Genomic DNA, 18694 nt, shown 5'->3' with positions numbered 1-18694 from the left:
CCGATGACCGACAGCTCAGCCACGGTACGACCGGACCGGCACGCCGAGATCGCGGCCGGCCTGGCTCAGGTCCGGTCCCGGATCGCCGACGCCTGCGCGCAGGCCGGGCGGGACCGCGCCGACATCACGATGATCGCGGTGACGAAGACCTACCCGGCCAGCGACGTGTTGGCGCTGGCCGGGCTCGGGGTGACCGACATGGGGGAGAACCGCGACCAGGAGGCCGCCGGTAAGGCCGCCGAGGTGGCCGCGGCCGGGGTGCGCCCCCGTTGGCACTTCATCGGCCAACTCCAGCGCAACAAGGCCCGCTCGGTGGTCCGGTACGCCGACGTGGTGCAGTCCGTCGACAGTGTCCGGCTGGCCCGGGCGTTGGCCAACGCCGCCGCCGACCGGGAGGTACCGCTGGACGTCATGGTCCAGGTGAGCATCGACGGCGACGCGGCCCGGGGCGGCGCACTGCCCGGCTCGGCCGACCCGGGCGCCGGACTGGAACCGGTGGCCGAGGCGGTGGCCGACGCGCCCGGGCTGCGTCTGGTCGGTCTGATGGCGGTGGCTCCGCTGGGTTGGGAGCCGGATCGGGCCTTCGCTCAACTCGCGGAGGTTGCCGGCGTGTTTCGAACGGTCCATCCGGGAGCGACCGAGCTGTCCGCGGGAATGAGCGGAGATTTCGATATCGCGATCCGATACGGCGCGACACATGTCCGCGTCGGCAGCGCGTTGCTCGGAATGCGTCCCACGCTGCGGTAGCCTGACCGCGAGACATGCAAATTACATCAGTGTTGTTTCAGGGGTGGCGTCCCCTAGTCGGGGGTCGTGGCGCGCGACGCGAATCGCGCGCCAGGGGATTGCCGCCCCGGTCCGATGGGCATTGTTGTCCACTCGCGACGGGCGACATGGCACGGGGGCGCGTGCCGCACGGCGGACGGAAGGGCGCGGGATGGGTGCACTGCGCAAGGCGGGGGTCTGGCTCGGTCTGGTCGAAGAAGACGACGAGCGGGCCTACGACGACGGTGGCTACGAGAAGGGTGGCTACCGCGACTCGCGTTACCGGCAGAGCCGGTACGCCGAGGAGTTCGCCGACGAGGACGAGGACGACACCGAGGAGCCACCGGCTCCCCGGCCGCGGATCAGTGAGCGGGGTCGACTCTCCGAGCGGGCGAGCGGGCGGTTGAGCGAGTCCGAGCGTGGTGACGGTGAGCGTCCGGAGCGGGTCGAGCGGTCCAGCGTACGGTCGATCACCCGGTCGTCGGCTGGTGAGACCTCCGGCGCGCTGACCTACCACACCCGCGACAATCTGGCCCTCGCGCCGCAGGTCACGTCGCGTGAGCGGGCGTTGCCCGAGGAGGAGCAGCGCTACCAGATCACCACGCTGCACCCGACTACCTACCGCGAGGCGCGCACGATCGGTGAGCACTTCCGTGACGGGGTTCCGGTGATCATCAATCTCACCGAGATGGATGAGGCCGATGCCCGCCGTCTGGTGGACTTCGCCGCCGGTCTGGCGTTCGGCCTGCGCGGTACGATCGAGCGCGTGACCAATCGGGTGTTCCTGCTCTCACCGGCTAATGTCCAGGTCACCGCTGAGGACAAGGCCAAGATCGCTGAGGGCGGTTTTTTCAGTCTGAGTTGACCCCGCCCGACCCGAGGGACGTCGCTGACCGTGTTGTCGATCTTACTGCAAGTGTTGTACCTGGTCCTTTATGTCTTCCTGCTTCTCCTCTTGTCCCGGTTCGTGTTGAGCGCCGTCCTGCAGTACGGCCGTCGCTGGCAACCGGGGCGGGGAGCATCGGCAGGATTGGAATCCGTGTGGAGCGTCACTGATCCCCCTCTCAACGCGTTGAGGCGTGTGATCCCTCCGCTGCGAATTGGTACCGTGAGCATCGACCTGGCCTCCCTTGTGCTCCTGGTTATCCTGTTCGTGCTGATGGAGTTCGTGTTAGGGCCGTCGATCAGGGCATCTGCCTGATGACCGACGCGCTTTCGCGGCCGCAACTGACCCGAGGAGTTTCGATGCCGCTGACCCCGGCCGACGTCCACAACGTCGCCTTCAAAAAGCCGCCGATCGGCAAGCGGGGGTATGACGAGGAGGAGGTCGACGCCTTCCTTGACGAGGTCGAGCGCGAGCTCGCCCGTCTCATCGAGGAAAACAACGAGCTGCGCGCCCAGGTGGAGCGCGGCGGCCGTGGCGGCGCCCCCGCCGGCCCCGGCGGCGACGCCCGACTGGCGGCGGAGCTCAACGACGTCAAGGCCCAGCTGGACCGCGTGCAGCGCGACAAGTCGGCGGCCGAGCAGGCCGCCCGCGCGATGCAGGCCGAGCTCGAGCAGGTCCGTGCGACCGGCGGCCCGGCCGGCGGCGTCACCGGTGACGGTGAGCAGCAGGCCCTGCGCGTGCTGATGATGGCCCAGCGCACCGCCGACGACCACGTGTCCGACGCTCGCCGCGAGGCCGACCAGCTGCTGTCCGAGGCCCGCGGCAAGGCCGAGGAGGTGACCCGGGAGGCGCGCGCGAAGGCTGACGCCCTTGAGCGGGACGCCCGCCAGCGGCACCAGGAGGCCATGGGCGGCCTGGACGCCAAGCGCACGGCGCTGCAGAAGCACATCGAGGAGCTCAAGCAGTTCGAGCGCGAGTACCGCACCCGGCTCAAGGCATACCTGGAGAGCCAGCTGCGTGACCTCGACGGTCGCGGCCAGGGCCTCGAAGCCGAGATGACCCGCTCCGAGGCAGGCCGGGTCGCCGGCGGCAACGGGCTGGCCGCTGCGGGCCTCGCCGGTTCGTACGGCGGCGGCGGGCGCTCCGGCGCCCTCGAAGCCGGACGCTGAGCACCGGCCGGCGATCGTTCTCCGCCAATGGTGACGATCGCCGGCCCAGCCTGGATGGTACGACGCGGCGGGGGTGAGCCGTGATAGTCGCAAGTCTCCTGCTCATCCTCGTCGCGGTGGTCCTACTGGTGCTCGGTCTGGCCAGTGGCTCCAGCTTCATGTTGATCATCTCCATCGCGGCCAGTCTGCTGGCCGCCGTGGCGTTGGTGGTGGGCGCCCGCCAGGCAGCCGCCAACCGCGCCACGGCGGATCCCGGTCGGCCCGGCCGGCGACACCCCGACGCACCCCGCACGGCCAGCCAGGCCACGGGTGTCGCGTACGGGCCGCCGCTGGTCGAGCCGGAGGTGCCGGTCCAGCACGTGCCCACGACGGTCGGTACCGGCGGCACCGGGTGGCGGCAACCACCCGAGCCGCCGGTCGACCATGCACCGCAGTTCGACAGGCGCGTCGACGATGCGCCGCCCTTCGATTCCCGCGTCGACGATCCGCGCGTCGACGATGCGCCGCCGTTCAATCAGGGCTCGCCGTTCGTGGCCCCGGCCGACGACGCGTCCGCTCCCGTCCGGCCCGTCAGCCCGGCGTCGCCGTTCGCGGCGTCGACCGACGACGCCTTCCTCGACGGCGCCCCGACGGCCGACGAGCCGGCCGAGCAGCCGGTCACTCCCGCCGAGGCGGCCCGGGTGGCGCGACTTCCCGATGAGGTCCGGGTGGTCGACGGTCACCCCCGCTACCACCTCGCCAGCTGCCCGCACCTCGTTGGCCGGGTGCCCGAGGTGCTACCGGTCGCCGAGGCCGTCGAGCTCGGTTTCACGCCCTGCGCGCACTGTGCACCCGCCACCGCCCTGCTCGCCGACGCCCGGCCGATCTGAAGCGGCGCCGGTGCCCGCGCAGGAGACGCTCACGGTGGCGGTACGGGTGAAGCCGGGCGCCTCCCGTACACGGGTCGGTGGCCGCTTCGATGGTCCGCACGGGCCCGCCCTCGTGATCGCGGTGCACGACCCTGCCGTCGACGGCCGGGCGACCGAGGCGGCCCGCAAGGCGTTGGCCGCCGCCCTGGGCCTCCGGCCGGCCGCGGTGTCACTGCGGGTCGGCGCGGCCAGTCGGGACAAACTCTTCCTCGTCGATCGGCCCGGCCCGGAGCTGTCCGAGCTGCTGCACCGACTGCGCGACGGATCAGCCGAGTGAGGAACGCCCAGGCCAGGCAACCGTGATGCCCGGGTTGGAGCAACCGTGACGCCCGGATTGGACATCGCGCTGCTGCTCGGTGCGGCCGTGCTGCTGGTCGCCGTCGGCGCGGTGCGGCTCTCCACCCGGCTCGGCGTGCCCAGCCTCCTCGTCTACCTGGCACTGGGCGTGGCGATCGGCGAGGGCGGGCTGGGCATCCGCTTCGACGACGTCGAGCTGACCCGGGCCCTCGGCTTCTGCGCGCTCATCGTGATCATCGCGGAGGGCGGCCTCACCGCCCGGTGGACCACCCTGCGTCCGGTGCTCGGGCTGGCCTCCGCGCTCTCCACGGTCGGCGTGATCGTCAGCATCGTGGTGGTCGGTGTCGCCGTACACCTGCTGTTGGGGTTGGACTGGCGGTTGGCGCTGCTCTATGGCGCGGTGCTCTCGTCCACCGACGCGGCGGCCGTCTTCGCCACCCTGCGACGGCTGCGGCTGCCGCCACGGCTGGTGGCGACCCTGGAGGCCGAGTCGGGCATGAACGACGCCCCGGTGGTGCTGCTGGTGGTGCTGCTGTCCCACGAGGGCTGGGCGCACCCGTGGTGGTACGAGGTCGGGCTGGTCTGTTACGAGCTGGGTGTGGGTGCGGCGGTGGGCGTGGGCGCCGGCGTCGCCGGCGCCTGGGCGCTGCGCCGGGCGGCGTTGCCCTCGGCCGGGCTCTACCCGATCGCGGCGGTGGGCATCACCGTGCTGGCGTACGCCGCCGGGGCGGTGCTGCACGCCTCGGGGTTCCTCGCCGTCTACGTGGCCGGGGTGCTGCTGGGCAACGCCCGGTTGTCACACCGGCAGGCGATCCTCGGTTTCGCGGACGGGCTCGCGTGGCTCGCCCAGATCGGGCTGTTCGTGCTGCTCGGGTTGCTGGCCTCGCCGGGTCGACTGGACGCGGCCGTGCTGCCCGCGGTGGTCGCGGGACTGGCCCTGGTGCTGCTGGCCCGGCCGTTGTCGGTGGCCGTCTCGGCGCTGCCGTTCCGCGTCGGCCTCCGCGAACAGGCGTTCCTGTCCTGGGCGGGGCTGCGCGGGGCGGTGCCGATCGTGCTGGCCACCATTCCGCTCTCCGAGCGGGTGCCCGGTGCGGAGCGTCTCTTCGACGTGGTCTTCGTGCTGGTGGTGATCTTCACGCTGGTGCAGGCCGGGGCGCTCGGCCCGTTCGCGCGGTGGTTGCGGGTGACAGCGCCAGCCGAGGCGGCGGAGATCCATGTGGAGACCGCGCCGCTGGAGCGGATGCGGGCGGACCTGCTCCAGTTGGAGGTGCCGCCGGGCTCGCGGTTGGCCGGTGTGCACGTCGACGAGCTGCGGCTCCCGTTGGGCGCATCGGTCACGCTGGTGCTGCGCGACGGGGTGGGTTTCGTGCCCGCACCGGACACCCGCCTGAAGACCGGCGACAGCTTGTTGATCGTGGCGACCGCGGGGGTGCGGGATGCGGCGGAGCGCCGGCTACGGGCGGTCAGCCGGCGGGGTCGCCTGGCCCGGTGGTTTGGTGAGTACGGGGATGAGGCGGTCGATTGATCTGCTAGCGTTCCCTTTGCCCCAGTTCGGCAGGGCTAGGGGCTGTTTAGCGGAGCGACGGTGCGGCACGTTGTCGGACGCCTGTACGTTCCGTATTCTTGCCAGCCTCCGGAGTGCGCGGCCACCATCGCCGTGCGCCCCTTTTCGTACATTAGGGGACGCCTTGGTCGGCGCCCCCTGACCAGGATGCCGCGGACCACGCGGCTCCCCGGCCGAGGGAGCGACCCATGGCGAAGCCAGCCGATACCAGGACCGCCGGGCGCAAGCCGGTGACCAAGCCCACCCGGAGCACGGCGGAGACCGAGAAGATCCGGGCGGCGCTGGCGGCGCGGAGGGACGAGCTTCGCGCCGAGTACGATCAGACGCTGAGTGAGATCACCGAGCTGCAGCGCGACCGGCTGACCGACTCGGCCGGGGACGACCAGGCCGACACGGGCACCAAGACGCTCGAGCGGGAGCAGGAGATCTCTCTCGCCAACAGCATTCTGGAACGGATCACGCAGGTCGAGCGCGCTCTGGAGCGCCTCGACGAGGGTGGTTACGGCTGGTGCGAGCGGTGCGGCAACCCGATCCCGGTCGAACGCCTCGCCGCCTTCCCGTCGGCCACCCAGTGTGTGACGTGCAAGCAGCTGGAGGAGCGGCGCTGAGGTCCGTTCCCCGGCGGCGATGAGACGGTGAGCGATCACCGCCGAGACTGTCGATGGGGAGCGCATGACCGCAGTACCGTCCGCCGAACCCGGCCGCACCGACCCGGGAGGCGGCACACGCCGGCCCCGGGCCGTCGCGATCCTTGCCGGAGTCGCCCTCGTGGCCCTGCTGGCCGACCTGGTCACCAAGCACCTCGCGCTGGCCGCGCTGACCGACCGGGAGCCGGTCCGGCTGCTCGGCGGGTTCGTCTACCTGAGCCTGACCCGCAACAGTGGTGCCGCCTGGAGCATCGGCTCGGACCACACCTGGATCTTCCCGCTGATCACGATCGGTGTGGTCGGCTGGATCGTCTGGATGGCGCTGCGACTCCGCTCGCTGCCCTGGGCGATCTCCCTCGGCCTGGTGCTGGGTGGCGCGCTGGGCAACCTCGTCGACCGGATCTTCCGGGCGCCCTCGCCCTTCCACGGGCACGTGGTCGACATGATCAGCCTCTTCGACCCGTACGGCCAGGTGTGGCCGGTGTTCAACCTGGCGGACAGCTCGCTGGTCTGCGGTGTGCTGCTGGCGGTCCTGTTGGAGCTGACCGGTCGCCAGCGGGACGGCCGGCGGGCCGGACGCGACGACGCCCCGGCCGAGACGGACGCCACCCAGGGCGCCGACCAGAAGGAGCGGGCATGACCTCCGCCTTCGCCGCTGGCGGCGACCACCGTTCCCTCCCGGTGCCGGACGGCCTCGACGGCATGCGACTGGACCAGGCGGTGTCCCGCCTGTTCGGGCTCTCCCGCACCGCCGCCGCAGCCCTGGTGGACGCCGGGGACGCGCTCGTCGACGGCACCGCCCGACCCAACTCACACAAGGTCAAGGCCGGCTCCTGGCTGGACGTCACGCTGCCGGCCCCGGTCGCACCGCCGACAGTGGTGCCGCAGGCGGTGCCCGGCCTGCGGGTGGTCTACGCCGACGACGACATCGTGGTGGTCGACAAGCCGGTGGGCGTGGCCGCGCACCCCAGCCCCGGGTGGACCGGCCCGACCGTGATCGGCGCCCTCGCCGCGATCGGGCACCGCATCTCCACCAGTGGCGCCGCCGAGCGACAGGGGGTGGTGCACCGGCTCGACGTGGGCACCACCGGGATCATGGTGGTCGCCAAGAGCGAGCAGGCGTACACGGCGTTGAAGCGGGCCTTCAAGTACCGCGAGGTGGACAAGGGCTACCACGCGGTGGTGCAGGGTCACCTGGACCCGCTGCGCGGGACCGTGGACGCGCCGATCGACCGTCACCCCACCCACGACTACCGCTGGGCGGTGGTGTCCGGCGGCAAGCCGAGCATCACCCACTACGACACCCTCGAGGCGTTCCCGGCGGCCAGCCTGGTCGACGTTCGACTGGAGACCGGCCGGACCCACCAGATCCGGGTGCACTTCTCCACACTGCGGCACCCCTGCGTGGGTGACCTCACCTATGGTGCCGACCCCACCCTCTCGGCCCGTCTCGGCCTGGCCCGACAGTGGCTGCACGCCCGCGAACTGAGCTTCCTGCACCCCCGAACGGGGGACGAGGTCCGGTTCGTCAGCGACTACCCTGACGATCTGGACCGTGCGCTTCAGATCCTGCGTGACTGAGCGGCGACCGCCCGACACCGCTCCGACGAGGGGATCCCGCCCGTGCGCGCCGGCAACCTGCTGCGGCAGCTGGACCAACGGCTGCTGCCGCCGCTGACCCGGGCCGTGACCCGGCTCGGCGACCGGTCGGCGCGGTCCGGGGTGCTCACCTGGGCCGCCGTGCTCTCCGCGGCGGCGGTCCTGGGCACCGCGGTCTGGGCCGTCGACGACACTCCGGTCGGCGACCGGACGGTGGGTGAGGTGACCCGCGTCGGTGTGACCGACGGCGATTCCGTCCCCGGCTACCTGCGGTCCGCCGCCGCCGACCTGGCCGCGCTGCCCGCGTCGGCGCAGTCCGCGGGGGACGGGACCTACGCGCTGGTCACGCTTGCCGCGTACCTGCCGCCGCAGCGTCTGGCGACGGTGCTCGGCGACGTGGGGGTCTCCACCGTCTTCGGGCGGGTTCCGCTACCGGGGCGGCAGACCGAGATCGTCAAGATTCCGGCGCTGCGGGTGCCGGACGACGTGGTGGCCGGGATGGACCAGGTGGCGGCCCGCAAGGACGTCGAAGCCGCCGACTACCGGGCCTTGGCCGCCACTGTCGACGGTGACAGCCCGGATGAGCGGGAGCTGCGGGAGCGCTACGCCAGTGGCGCCGAGGTGGCCGCCGCCGAGGCGGCCGCGTACCGCACCGGCTGCGCCTGCGTCTACGCCGCGGTGGTGCGAGCGACGCCGGGAGCGCTGCGCGGTGTGGCGGCCCGGCCGGACGTACGTGCGGTCGACCCCGCCCCCGAGGTGTACCGCCTGGACCGCACGGTCTTCACACCTCCGCTGCCCGAGCAGCGCGACGTGGTGCGTCCGCCCGCTGACATCGGCCCGAGTCCGGCGCCGACACCCGACGGAGACGCGCCGTCGACACCCCCCGCGCCCGCGCCGATGGCGTCGATGGGCGAATCGTCGGAACCCGCACCGGTCGTCACGACTCCGTCACCCGCGCCGTCCCCGGCCGCGTCGACCGAACCGCCCCCGCCGACCGTCACCACCTCCCCGGACGGCATCGGTGCCGAGCCGCCGACGCCCGCGTCGTCGTGATCTGCGTCGGCTGGTGTGCGCTCTGAGGTGTGGTCCGAATAGGGTTTGGTTCGTAGCCTGTCAGACGGAGATCGATGGCGCTGGGAGGGCGGGCCGTGGAGGGCAGTGAGACCGGCTGGGGCCGGCCGGCCGAACCAGCGCCGCGGTGGCGCGCGTTGTTGGACCGCGCCCGGCTGGGCGGTCGCGGCGCGGAGCAGACCGAGCCGGACCGGCATGCCGAGGACCCGTCACCGGATCCGCTGCCACGGCGCGCGGCACCGAACGGCAACGCCGGGCGGGCGTCCGCCATCGGGCATCCGGCCGAGCTGTCGTACGGCGCGGAGCCCGACTACCGGGCCGAGGCGACCTACCGGGTCGACCCCGCATACCGGGCCGACCCGGGTTACCGGGCGGAGCCGGGTTACCGCTCCGAGCCGGACTATCGGGCCGAGTCGGTGTACCGCTCGGAGCCGGACTACCGGTCGGAGCCGGCGTACCGGTCCGAGCCGGCGTATCGCGCCGAGCCGGATTACCGGGCCGAGCCGACGTACCGGGCGGACCCGGGTTACCGGGCGGAGCCGGGTTACCGCTCCGAGCCGGACTATCGGGCCGAGCCGACGTACCGCGCCGAGCCTGGCTATCGCGTTGAGCCGGAATATCGGGCCGAGCCGACCTACCGGGCCGACCCGGGTTACCGGGCGGAGCCCGAGCCGCCGCCGGCCGTCCCCGACCCGGGCCAGTCGCGGTACGCGTTGCTGGACAACGGCTACCGGCCGGGCGACCCGCCGGTGCAGTCCCGGTACGCCCTGCTGGAGACCGGCTACCAGCCGGAGACCGGTTACCCGGCGCCCGCGACCCCGTCGGTCGCACCGCCACTCGCCGCACCGGTCGCGCCGCCGGTGGCCCGGCCACCCGTCGCGCCGGTGGCACCGCCACCCGCCCCGTCGGTCGGCTCGGCGGTCGCCGAGCGCGCCTACCCGCCCCGGATCGAGTGGCGCCCGCAGGGCGTCGACCAGGAGCAGGAACGCGCCAACGGGGTGCTCCGGCGTGACCTGGGCACGCCCCGGGTGTTCGCCTTCGCCAACCCCAAGGGCGGGGTGCACAAGACCACCGCCACCGTGCTCGCCGCGGCCACTGTCGGCAGTGTGCGCGGGCAGGGCGTGCTGGCCTGGGACGACAACGAGCTGCGCGGCACCCTCGGGCTGCGCGCAGGCAGTGCCCGGCACGCCCGGACGATCCGTCACCTGATCACCGATCTGGCGCAGATCGAGATCCTCGAGGGCGAGACCCTGCTGGGTCGGCTGGACGACTACCTGCGGCACGCCTCCGACGGCTCGTACGACGTGCTGGCCGGCGAGGAGAGCCCGCGCTTCGCCCAACGCCTGGACCAGTTCACCGTCCGACGTGTGCTGGAGCTGCTGCGGCGCACCCACGACGTGGTCTGCGTCGACACCGGCAACAACGTGGAAAGCCCCAACTGGCGCACCGTGATGCAGGCCGCCGACCAGCTCGTGGTGACCACCGTGCCCCGGGAGGATGCGGCATTCAGCGCCGACTGGATGCTCGACCTGCTGCACGAGGAGGGCATGGGCGAGCTGGCGGACAACGCCATCACCCTCATCTCCTGCCCGACCCCGGGCCGCTCGCCCTTGCAGGACGACCTGGAGCGGCACTTCGCCACCCGCACGCGAGGGGTGGCCGTGGTGCCCTACGACCCGGCGCTGGAGACCGGGTCGTCGATCGAGTACCACCAACTCCAGCCGGAGACCCGGCAGGCCTGGTTGCAGGCGGCGGCGATGATGGTGGAGCCGTTCGCCCGGTGAGCTGGTCTGCCGCCACCGGAGCCCCGACCCTGCGCCGGGCCTGAGAGGATCATCGGGTGAGCCCGGACAACCCCGAACCCGAGCGGCCCGTCGACGATCCCGACCGGGCCGCTTCGCCCGACCCGTCGGGGGCGACCACGTCGCAGACGCAGCCTGCTGCCCAACCGCCGGCGTACGTCGACCCGCCGGGCGCCGCACCCTCGACCGCGTCCCGGAGCTGGTTCGAGCTGACCTCCGACGAGCCGCGTCGTCCGCTGCGCACCGCGGCGACGGTGCTGGGCGCCGTGCTCGCGCTGGCCGTCCTGGGTGTGCCGTTCGGGCTGCTCTGGGCGGTGCTCGCGCCGGCCACGCCGGTGCTCAAGACCGCCGAGGGGGCGATCTACGCCGACCCGCAACCGGAGCAGCCGATCGCGGCGGACGGGTGGTTCAGTCTGCTCGGGCTCGGCTTCGGGCTGCTGGTGGCGCTCGCCCTGTGGTTCGCGCTGCGCCGGTGGCGCGGCCCGGTCGGGTTGCTCGCCGCGGTTCTCGGCGCGTTGGCCGCCGCGCCGGTGGCCTGGCAGGTGGGGCGGCGGGTCGGTCTGGCCACCTTCGACCGGCTGCTGGACACCGCTCCGGCGGGGCAGTCCTTCACCAAGCCCCCGGACCTGCGGGCCGGCGGGGTCGACTGGCTGCTCGGCGTCCTGCCGGTGCCGCACGGCAACCTGCTGCTGCCGGCCTTCGGGGCCGCGATCACGTACACCCTGCTGGCCGGCTGGTCGCGGTGGCCGGGCCTGCGCCCGGAGCCCGAGCCGGCCGACCTCAGTTGGGTGTCGGTGGGGACGACGCCAGCTCCGCCAGCGGCACCGGAACCGCCCGCACCTGGCGCAGCAGAGCCGCCTCGCGGTTGAGCAGCCGCAGTTCGGCGCGCAGCCGCGCGGCGGTGTCGTCGATCGCCAGCAGTCGCTGCCGGTCGTCGACGGTGAGCGCCGCGGTCGCCGCCACCAGGTGGGAGAGCACCGTCGGATCCTCCGGCAGTTGCTCGGAGATCTCCTCCGGGTCGGAGCGGATCAGGCTGAGGTACTGCCGGAACACCGCGATCACCCGGGCGGCCAGCAGATCGGCCACCTCGTCCGACCCGGCCGGGTCGGGCAGCCACTCGACGTCGGCGGTCAGATAGGGGGCCGCGCTGTCGTCGACCTCGGCGATCCGGAAACGGCGTCGGCCGACCGTGACGATGTCGAAGCCGCCATCGGTCAGCTCGGTCACCTGACGCAGCTCGGCGGTGCAGCCCACCTCGTGCAGGGTGACCTCACCGGCGTTGGGCGTCGCGCGGGCGCCGGGACCGGCGGGCGCGACCTCCCAGCCAGCCTGGATGGCCACCACACCGAACTCGCGCGGAGCGCCCTCGGGCAGGTCGACGAGGTGTCGGACCAGCGCCCGGTAGCGCTCCTCGAAGATGTGCAGCGGAAGCACCAACCCGGGAAAGAGCACCGTTGCGAGCGGAAACACCGGCAGCCGTGCGGTCACATGGTCGAGCCTAACCAATCTCGCCCGCGTGGGCGTGGCCCGGCTCACCGTCCCGGCGGACGGGCGGCTCGGGTGTACTCCGGGTCGGCCGCCTAGACTCGCAAGGGTGCTGAATCGGATCGACCTGCGCAAGGGTCTCGGAGACCCGCGCCGCCTGCTGCCCCGTGCCCAGCTCGACGTGTCGGTTGCCGTCGAGCGGATCCGCCCGCTGGTGGAGGCGGTTCGCGAGCATGGCTACCCGGCGATCCGGGAGGCCAGCGAGCGATTCGACGGCATCTCCCCGGAGGTGCTGCGGGTGCCGGTCGAAGCGATCACCGAGGCCGAGGGGGTGCTCGACCCGGCTGTACGCGCCGCGCTGCTGGAGTCGATCAGCCGGGCCCGTCGGGTGCACGACGACCAGCGGCGCACCGACCACACCACGCAGGTGGTGCCCGGCGGCACTGTCACCGAGCGCTGGCTGCCGGTCGACCGGGTCGGCCTCTACGTGCCGGGCGGCCTGGCGATGTACCCGTCGACGGTGGTGATGAACGTCGTGCCCGCGCAGGCGGCCGGTGTGCGGTCGCTGGTGGTGGTCAGCCCGCCGCAGAAGGACAACGGTGGTCTGCCCGACCCCCGGGTTCTCGCCGCGTGCGCGCTGCTCGGCGTCGACGAGGTGTACGCCGTTGGCGGGGCCCAGGCGGTGGCGATGCTGGCGTACGGCGCCGCGGTCGACCCGTTGGGTGAGCTGCGGTGCGACCCGGTCGACCTGATCACCGGTCCCGGCAACATCTGGGTGACCGCCGCCAAGCGGCTGCTGCGCGGCGTGGTCGGCATCGACGCCGAGGCCGGGCCGACCGAGATCGCCATCCTCGCCGACGACACGGCCGATCCGGCGCACGTGGCCGCCGACCTGATCAGTCAGGCCGAGCACGACCCGCTCGCCGCGAGCGTGCTGGTCACCCCGTCGCTGGCGCTGGTCGAGTCGGTCGAGCGGGAGTTGGCCCGGCAGGTGCCGGCGACCAAGCACACCGAGCGGGTGACCACGGCGCTGACCGGTGAGCAGAGCGGCGTCGTCCTGGTCGACGATCTTGAGGCGGGGTTGCGGGTGGTCGACGCGTACGCGGCCGAGCACCTGGAGATCCAGACGGTCGACGCCCGGCAGTGGGCGCTGCGGGTCCGCAACGCCGGGGCGATCTTCGTGGGCGCCTGGTCGCCGGTGTCGCTCGGCGACTACTGCGCCGGGTCCAACCACGTGCTGCCCACCGGCGGCTGCGCCCGGCACTCCTCGGGGCTGTCCGTGCAGTCGTTCCTGCGCGGCGTGCACCTGATCGAGTACACCGAGGCCGCGCTGCGCGACGTGGCGCCGCACGTGGTCACCCTGGCCAACGTGGAGGACCTGCCCGCGCACGGCCAGGCGGTCCAGGCCCGTTTCCCGGGGGCGTCCACGTGACCCGCATCGAGGACCTGCCGATCCGCGACGACCTGCGCGGGCTCTCGCCGTACGGGGCGCCGCAGCTCGACGTGCCGGTGCGGCTCAACACCAACGAGAACTCGTACGCGGTGCCGGAGCCGGTGGTCGAGGCGATCGGCAAGGCGCTCGCGGCCGAGCTGCGCGAGTTGAACCGCTACCCGGACCGGGACGCGCTGGCGCTCCGCGCCGACCTGGCCGAATATCTCGGGCACGGGCTCACCGTCGAGCAGGTGTGGGCCGCCAACGGCTCCAACGAGATCCAGCAGCAGCTCCTGCAGGCGTTCGGTGGGCCGGGGCGCAGCGCGCTCGGCTTCGTTCCGGCGTACTCGATGCATCCGCTGCTGGCCCTCGGCACCGGCACCCGGTGGGTGCCCGCCGAGCGCGGCGTCGACTTCGGGTTGACCGCCGAGGAGGCGGTCGCCCAGGTCCGTGAGCACCGGCCCGACGTGGTCTTCCTCTGCTCGCCGAACAACCCCACCGGCACGGCATTGGACCCGGCGGTGATCGCCGCGGTGCTCGACGTCGCGCCGGGCATGGTGGTCGTGGACGAGGCGTACGCCGAGTTCGCCCGGCCGGGGACGGTCAGCGCCCTCGCGGTGCTGCCCGACCACCCGCGGCTGGTGGTGAGCCGCACGATGAGCAAGGCGTTCGGCTTCGCCGGCGGGCGGTTGGGCTACCTGGCCGCCGACGCGGCGGTGGTGCAGGCGGTGCAGCTCGTCCGTTTGCCGTACCATCTCTCCGCACTGACCCAGGCCGCCGCGCGGGCGGCGGTGACCCACCGCGACGCACTCCTCGGCACGGTCAGCGCGATCATGGCGCAACGGGACCGGATCGTGGCGACGCTGCGCGAGCGTGGGTTGCGGGTCGCCGACAGCGACGCCAACTTCGTGCTCTTCGAGGTGGGCGGCGACCAGGCCACCGTCTGGAAGGCCCTGCTGGCCCAGGGCGTGCTGGTGCGGGATGTCGGCCTGCCCGGCTGGCTGCGGGTGACCGCGGGCACCCCCGCCGAGACCGACGCCTTCCTTACTGCAATGGAGACTGTGACGTGGGAGCGCGAGGAGTGAGCTCGCGAGCCCCGCAGTCGCGACCGAGAGGCAAGCAATGAGCCGGAACGCCCGGGTGGAGCGGATCACCAAGGAGACCAAGGTCCTCGTCGAGATCGACCTCGACGGCACCGGCGCCGCCGAGATCAGCACCGGCGTGGGCTTCTACGACCACATGCTGCACCAGATCGCCCGGCACGGCGGCTTCGATCTGACCGTGCGCACTGCCGGTGACCTGGAGATCGACGCCCACCACACGATCGAGGACACCGCGCTCGCCCTGGGTGCCGCGTTCGACCAGGCGCTGGGCGACAAGGCCGGCATCCGGCGGTACGGCTCGGCGACGGTGCCGATGGACGAGGTGCTGGTCCGGGCCGCGGTGGACCTCTCCGGTCGCCCGTACGTGGTGCACGACGAGCCGGCGCTGGCCCCGTACATCGGGCCGGTGTACGCGACCAGCATGACCCGGCACATCTGGGAGTCCTTCGGTCAGGCGGCCCGGGTCACGCTGCACGTCGACGTGCTGCGCGCGGCCCGGCCGGGCGGTCACCCGGACGCGCACCACGTGGTGGAGGCGCAGTTCAAGGCGGTCTCCCGGGCGCTGCGGGAGGCGACCGCGATCGACCCACGCTCGGCGGGCGCGATCCCCAGCACGAAGGGCGCGCTCTGATGAGCGCGAGGAGTGCAGCGAAGCGGAGCCCCGCAGTCGCGATTCGAGGGTGGCTCTGATGGGTGCCGCGTTGCCGACGTTGTTGCTGATCCTGGCCGGGGTGCTGGTGGGTGGCACCTGGTCGCTCTACCGGCAGGGCGCGCCGAAGGCGGCCGTGCTGGTCACCGCGGCGCTCGCGGTGCTTGCCACGGTCGCCGGGGTTCTGCGGCTGCTGCCGGAGAACGGGTGATCGGGGTGACGACATGAGTGATGTGGTGGTGCTCGACTACGGCTCGGGCAACCTGCGCTCGGCGGAGCGGGCGCTGGCCGCCGCCGGCGCCGATGTGCGGGTGACCGATGACCTGGCCGCCGCGGCCGCCGCCGACGGCCTGGTGGTCCCGGGGGTGGGCGCGTACGCGGCGTGCATGGCCGGGATCGAGGCGCTCGGTGCCGGCCCGGTGATCGCCGAGCGGGTGGCGGCCGGTCGGCCGGTGCTCGGCATCTGTGTGGGCATGCAGGTGCTCTTCGAGTACGGCGAGGAGCACGGTGTGGTGACCAAGGGGCTCGGGTTGCTGCCCGGCGGGGTGACCCGGTTGGCCGCCACCCGGTTGCCGCACATGGGTTGGAACACGGTCCGGGCGCCCGAGGGGTCGGTGCTCTTCGCCGGGTTGTCGGAGCAGAGCCGGTTCTACTTCGTCCACTCGTACGCGATGGGGGACCCGGCGGCGCTGGCTGCTGCCGGTGCCACGGTGACCACCGCCCACCACGACACGGATTTCGTCGCCGCGGTGGAGCGTGGTCCGCTGTCGGCGGCCCAGTTCCACCCGGAGAAGTCCGCCGACACCGGTGCCGCGCTGCTGCGCAACTGGCTCGTCACACTGCCCAGCGGTGACTGACCGTCGTCGCCCGGTGCCCGGCGCGATGGTGTCGCGGTGAGCCGGGAACGGGCCCGTCGTCGGGCGGTGCGTGAGGCCGAGCAGGCCCGGGAGCGGGCGGTCCGGCAGCGGCAGGTGGCGCGCCGTCAGCGCCGTCGCGCGGTGGTCCGCCGGTTGACGCCGCAGGTGCGGCGGGGCCGCACCGGACGGCTGCCCCGGCACAGCCGGGGTGAGCGGGCCGCGATCGTGCTGCTGACCGGTGCCGCGCTGATTCTGATCTGGACGTTCGTCGACAACCTGGCGCTGCGTGTCGCGCTGATGGTGCTCTTGCTGCTCGTACTGCCGGCGATCGTCGTGATCGCCCTGGACCGTCGTACCTGATCGAGGAGAACACGTTGAGCCTCACCCTGTTACCCGCTGTGGATGTCGCCGACGGCCGGGCCGTCCGGCTCGTGCAGGGCGCCGTCGGAAGCGAGAGCATCTATGGCGAGCCGTTGGACGCGGCGCTGGCCTGGCAGCAGGACGGCGCCGAGTGGATCCACCTGGTCGACCTGGACGCGGCGTTCGGTCGGGGCACCAACGCGCACCTGCTCGCCGAGGTGGTGCGCCAGTTGGACGTGAAGGTGGAGCTCTCCGGCGGCATCCGGGACGACGAGTCGCTGCGGGCGGCGCTGGGCACCGGCGCGACCCGGGTCAACATCGGCACCGCTGCCCTGGAGGACCCGGTCTGGTGTGACCGGGTGGTGGGGGAGTACGGCGACCGGGTGGCCATCGGGCTGGACGTGCGCGGCCACACCCTCTCCGCGCGGGGTTGGACCCGCGACGGCGGTGACCTGTACGAGGTGCTGGAGCGGCTGGACAAGGCGGGCGCGAGCCGGTACGTGGTCACCGACATCACCAAGGACGGCACGATGCGCGGGCCGAACCTGGACCTGCTGCGCGAGGTGTGTGCCCGCACCGACCGGCCGGTGATCGCCTCCGGTGGGGTGTCCACGTTGGACGACCTGCGGGCGTTGGCGACCCTGGAGTCGATCGGGGTGGAGGGCGTGATCGCCGGTAAGGCGCTCTACGCGGGTGCCTTCACGGTGGCCGAGGCGCTGCGGACCCTGGCCGAGGCGTGACGATCACCCGGCTCTCCTCGGGTGGCCCGTGGGAGCAACGGTACGGCTATTCCCGGGTGGTCCGGGCCGGTGACCTGGCCTTAACAGCCGGTTGCACGGCGACGGTGGACGGTCGGGTGGTGCACGTCGGTGACGCCGCCGCCCAGACCGCACAGGCGTTGCGGATCGGGCTGGACGCGCTGGCCGAGGTGGGTGCGGAGCCCGGCGACGTGGTCCGGACCAGGATGTACGTGACCGACCGGCTGCACGCCGACGAGGTGGGCCGGGCGCACAACGCGGTCTTCGGCGCGGTCCGGCCGGCGGCGACCCTGGTGGTTGTGGCCGGTCTGCTGGATCCGGAGCATCTGGTCGAGGTGGAGTTGGAGGCGTACCTCGGCGGTCGCTGAGGTCTGCGGTCGGCGCGGTGCCGGCCGCTTCCCGGCCTAATAGGTTGTGCACAACTTAATTGTGGGCTACGGTTCAGCGGTGACCGATGATCTGCTGCTGCGCCGACAGGTGTGCTTCGCGCTCTACGCCGCGTCGCGCGCCCTCACCGACGTCTACCGGCCGATCCTCGACGAGTTCGGGCTGACCTACCCGCAGTACCTGGTGCTGCTGGTGCTCTGGGAACGCCCCGACGACGCCCCCACGGTCTCCGAGCTCGGTGCCGAGCTGCGACTGGACTCCGGCACACTCTCCCCGCTGCTCAAGCGGCTGGAGGGAGCGGGCCTGGTGGTTCGGCGGCGGTCGGCGCGCGACGAGCGGCGGGTCGAGGTGGGCCTCACCGAGCAGGGGCGGGCGCTGCGGGAGCAGCTCTGCGACGTCCCGCTGCGGATCGCCCTGGCCACCGGGCTGGGCATCGATGAGCTTGTCGCGTTGCGCGACACGCTCACCCGGGTCACCGACACCATCCATCGACAGAAGGAGCAGTGACTCTCATGCAGGTTGTCTACACCGCATCCGCGACCGCCAAGGGCGACGGCCGCGACGGCCACGTCGAGACCTCCGACGGCACCCTCGCGCTCGACCTGGCCGTGCCGAAGGAGATGGGTGGCGCCGGCGGCGCCGCCAACCCGGAGCAGCTCTTCGCCGCCGGCTACGCGGCCTGCTTCCACAGCGCGCTGCGGCTGGTGGGCCGCCGCGCCAAGGCCGACGTGAGCGACTCCGTCGTCGCGGCCGAGGTCGGCATCGGCCCGAACGGCAGCGGCGGTTTCGGGCTCACCGTCGAGCTCGTCGTCGACCTGCCCGCCGTCCCCCGCGAGACCGCCGAGCAGATCGTCGAGCAGGCCCACCAGGTCTGCCCGTACTCGAACGCGACCCGCGGCAACATCGACGTCGCACTGACCGTCCGGGAGACCTTGGCCGCGTGACGTCGCGGACC

At 72.7% G+C, this 18694-nt stretch carries 24 protein-coding genes; 23 read left to right on the top strand and 1 reads right to left on the bottom strand.

Features of this window, described 5'->3' with window-relative positions; genetic code table 11:
* Nucleotides 1-3 precede the first annotated feature (3 nt).
* From HNR22_RS10495 to HNR22_RS10435, 13 genes are all read left to right on the top strand, one after another.
* Complete coding sequence (locus HNR22_RS10495; protein ID WP_179780203.1) at nt 4-747, top strand: YggS family pyridoxal phosphate-dependent enzyme; 744 nt, start codon at nt 4-6, stop codon at nt 745-747.
* A gap of 190 nt (nt 748-937) precedes the next feature.
* Nucleotides 938-1630: a cell division protein SepF gene (locus tag HNR22_RS10490; RefSeq protein WP_179780202.1), complete on the top strand. Its 693-nt coding sequence runs from the start codon at nt 938-940 to the stop codon at nt 1628-1630.
* A 30-nt stretch (nt 1631-1660) separates the two neighbouring features.
* The gene (locus tag HNR22_RS10485; RefSeq protein WP_088949372.1) at nt 1661-1966 is read left to right on the top strand and encodes a YggT family protein; all 306 of its coding nucleotides are present in this window, start codon (nt 1661-1663) and stop codon (nt 1964-1966) included.
* A 44-nt stretch (nt 1967-2010) separates the two neighbouring features.
* Nucleotides 2011-2820 carry a DivIVA domain-containing protein gene (locus HNR22_RS10480; protein ID WP_124820047.1) on the top strand — a complete coding sequence of 270 codons (810 nt, stop codon included), beginning with the start codon at nt 2011-2013 and terminating at the stop codon, nt 2818-2820.
* Nucleotides 2821-2978: 158 nt separating this feature from the next.
* Complete coding sequence (locus tag HNR22_RS32005) at nt 2979-3689, top strand: hypothetical protein (RefSeq protein WP_425488098.1); 711 nt, start codon at nt 2979-2981, stop codon at nt 3687-3689.
* Between the two features lie 10 nt (nt 3690-3699).
* Entirely contained in the window at nt 3700-4005 is a 306-nt protein-coding gene (locus HNR22_RS10470; RefSeq protein WP_179780200.1) for a DUF167 family protein, read from the top strand.
* Between the two features lie 45 nt (nt 4006-4050).
* Entirely contained in the window at nt 4051-5550 is a 1500-nt protein-coding gene (locus HNR22_RS10465; protein ID WP_179780199.1) for a potassium/proton antiporter, read from the top strand.
* A gap of 227 nt (nt 5551-5777) precedes the next feature.
* Nucleotides 5778-6197: a TraR/DksA family transcriptional regulator gene (locus tag HNR22_RS10460; protein WP_088949367.1), complete on the top strand. Its 420-nt coding sequence runs from the start codon at nt 5778-5780 to the stop codon at nt 6195-6197.
* A 64-nt stretch (nt 6198-6261) separates the two neighbouring features.
* The gene (gene lspA / locus HNR22_RS10455) at nt 6262-6876 is read left to right on the top strand and encodes a signal peptidase II (protein ID WP_179780198.1); all 615 of its coding nucleotides are present in this window, start codon (nt 6262-6264) and stop codon (nt 6874-6876) included.
* A complete protein-coding gene (locus tag HNR22_RS10450) occupies nt 6873-7817 on the top strand; it encodes an RluA family pseudouridine synthase (RefSeq protein ID WP_179780197.1) in 945 nt (314 codons plus the stop codon). Before lspA ends, HNR22_RS10450 begins: the two co-directional genes overlap by 4 nt.
* A 42-nt stretch (nt 7818-7859) precedes the next feature.
* Entirely contained in the window at nt 7860-8888 is a 1029-nt protein-coding gene (locus tag HNR22_RS10445) for a hypothetical protein (RefSeq protein WP_179780196.1), read from the top strand.
* Nucleotides 8889-8962: 74 nt separating this feature from the next.
* Nucleotides 8963-10690, top strand: coding sequence for a MinD/ParA family ATP-binding protein (locus tag HNR22_RS10440; protein ID WP_218906309.1), 1728 nt, complete (start codon nt 8963-8965; stop codon nt 10688-10690).
* Nucleotides 10691-10746: 56 nt separating this feature from the next.
* Nucleotides 10747-11577 (top strand): DUF2567 domain-containing protein, encoded by an 831-nt coding sequence (locus HNR22_RS10435; RefSeq protein ID WP_179780195.1) that lies wholly within the window; start codon nt 10747-10749, stop codon nt 11575-11577.
* Here the strand turns inward: HNR22_RS10435 and HNR22_RS10430 are convergent.
* Nucleotides 11489-12196 (bottom strand): LON peptidase substrate-binding domain-containing protein, encoded by a 708-nt coding sequence (locus HNR22_RS10430; protein ID WP_179780194.1) that lies wholly within the window; start codon nt 12194-12196, stop codon nt 11489-11491. The genes HNR22_RS10435 and HNR22_RS10430 overlap by 89 nt on opposite strands.
* Before the next feature lie 106 nt (nt 12197-12302).
* Between HNR22_RS10430 and hisD the strand changes: the two genes are divergently transcribed.
* The 10 genes from hisD to HNR22_RS10380 all read left to right on the top strand — a co-directional run bounded on the left by hisD (nt 12303) and on the right by HNR22_RS10380 (nt 18683).
* A complete protein-coding gene (hisD, locus tag HNR22_RS10425; protein WP_179780193.1) occupies nt 12303-13625 on the top strand; it encodes a histidinol dehydrogenase in 1323 nt (440 codons plus the stop codon).
* Nucleotides 13622-14710, top strand: coding sequence for a histidinol-phosphate transaminase (locus HNR22_RS10420; RefSeq protein WP_179780192.1), 1089 nt, complete (start codon nt 13622-13624; stop codon nt 14708-14710). The genes hisD and HNR22_RS10420 overlap by 4 nt, the downstream gene beginning before the upstream one ends.
* Nucleotides 14711-14747: 37 nt before the next feature.
* Nucleotides 14748-15359: an imidazoleglycerol-phosphate dehydratase HisB gene (gene hisB, locus HNR22_RS10415; RefSeq protein ID WP_179780191.1), complete on the top strand. Its 612-nt coding sequence runs from the start codon at nt 14748-14750 to the stop codon at nt 15357-15359.
* Nucleotides 15360-15417: 58 nt separating this feature from the next.
* Nucleotides 15418-15588 carry a hypothetical protein gene (locus tag HNR22_RS10410; protein ID WP_165435803.1) on the top strand — a complete coding sequence of 57 codons (171 nt, stop codon included), beginning with the start codon at nt 15418-15420 and terminating at the stop codon, nt 15586-15588.
* Between the two features lie 13 nt (nt 15589-15601).
* Complete coding sequence (hisH, locus tag HNR22_RS10405; RefSeq protein ID WP_088949357.1) at nt 15602-16234, top strand: imidazole glycerol phosphate synthase subunit HisH; 633 nt, start codon at nt 15602-15604, stop codon at nt 16232-16234.
* A 36-nt stretch (nt 16235-16270) separates the two neighbouring features.
* Nucleotides 16271-16594, top strand: a complete 324-nt coding sequence (locus HNR22_RS31335) for a hypothetical protein (RefSeq protein ID WP_179780190.1) — start codon at nt 16271-16273, stop codon at nt 16592-16594.
* Nucleotides 16595-16608: 14 nt separating this feature from the next.
* Nucleotides 16609-17334: a bifunctional 1-(5-phosphoribosyl)-5-((5-phosphoribosylamino)methylideneamino)imidazole-4-carboxamide isomerase/phosphoribosylanthranilate isomerase PriA gene (gene priA / locus HNR22_RS10395; protein ID WP_179780189.1), complete on the top strand. Its 726-nt coding sequence runs from the start codon at nt 16609-16611 to the stop codon at nt 17332-17334.
* A complete protein-coding gene (locus HNR22_RS10390; protein WP_179780188.1) occupies nt 17331-17720 on the top strand; it encodes a Rid family hydrolase in 390 nt (129 codons plus the stop codon). The genes priA and HNR22_RS10390 overlap by 4 nt, the downstream gene beginning before the upstream one ends.
* Before the next feature lie 79 nt (nt 17721-17799).
* Entirely contained in the window at nt 17800-18246 is a 447-nt protein-coding gene (locus HNR22_RS10385) for a MarR family winged helix-turn-helix transcriptional regulator (RefSeq protein ID WP_088951911.1), read from the top strand.
* A gap of 5 nt (nt 18247-18251) precedes the next feature.
* Nucleotides 18252-18683, top strand: coding sequence for an organic hydroperoxide resistance protein (locus tag HNR22_RS10380; protein ID WP_179780187.1), 432 nt, complete (start codon nt 18252-18254; stop codon nt 18681-18683).
* The last annotated feature ends 11 nt before the right edge of the window (nt 18684-18694 follow it).

The sequence above is a fragment of the Micromonospora jinlongensis genome, assembly GCF_013410645.1.
GTDB lineage: Bacteria > Actinomycetota > Actinomycetes > Mycobacteriales > Micromonosporaceae > Micromonospora > Micromonospora zamorensis.
This window is presented reverse-complemented; position numbering and strand designations above follow the sequence as displayed.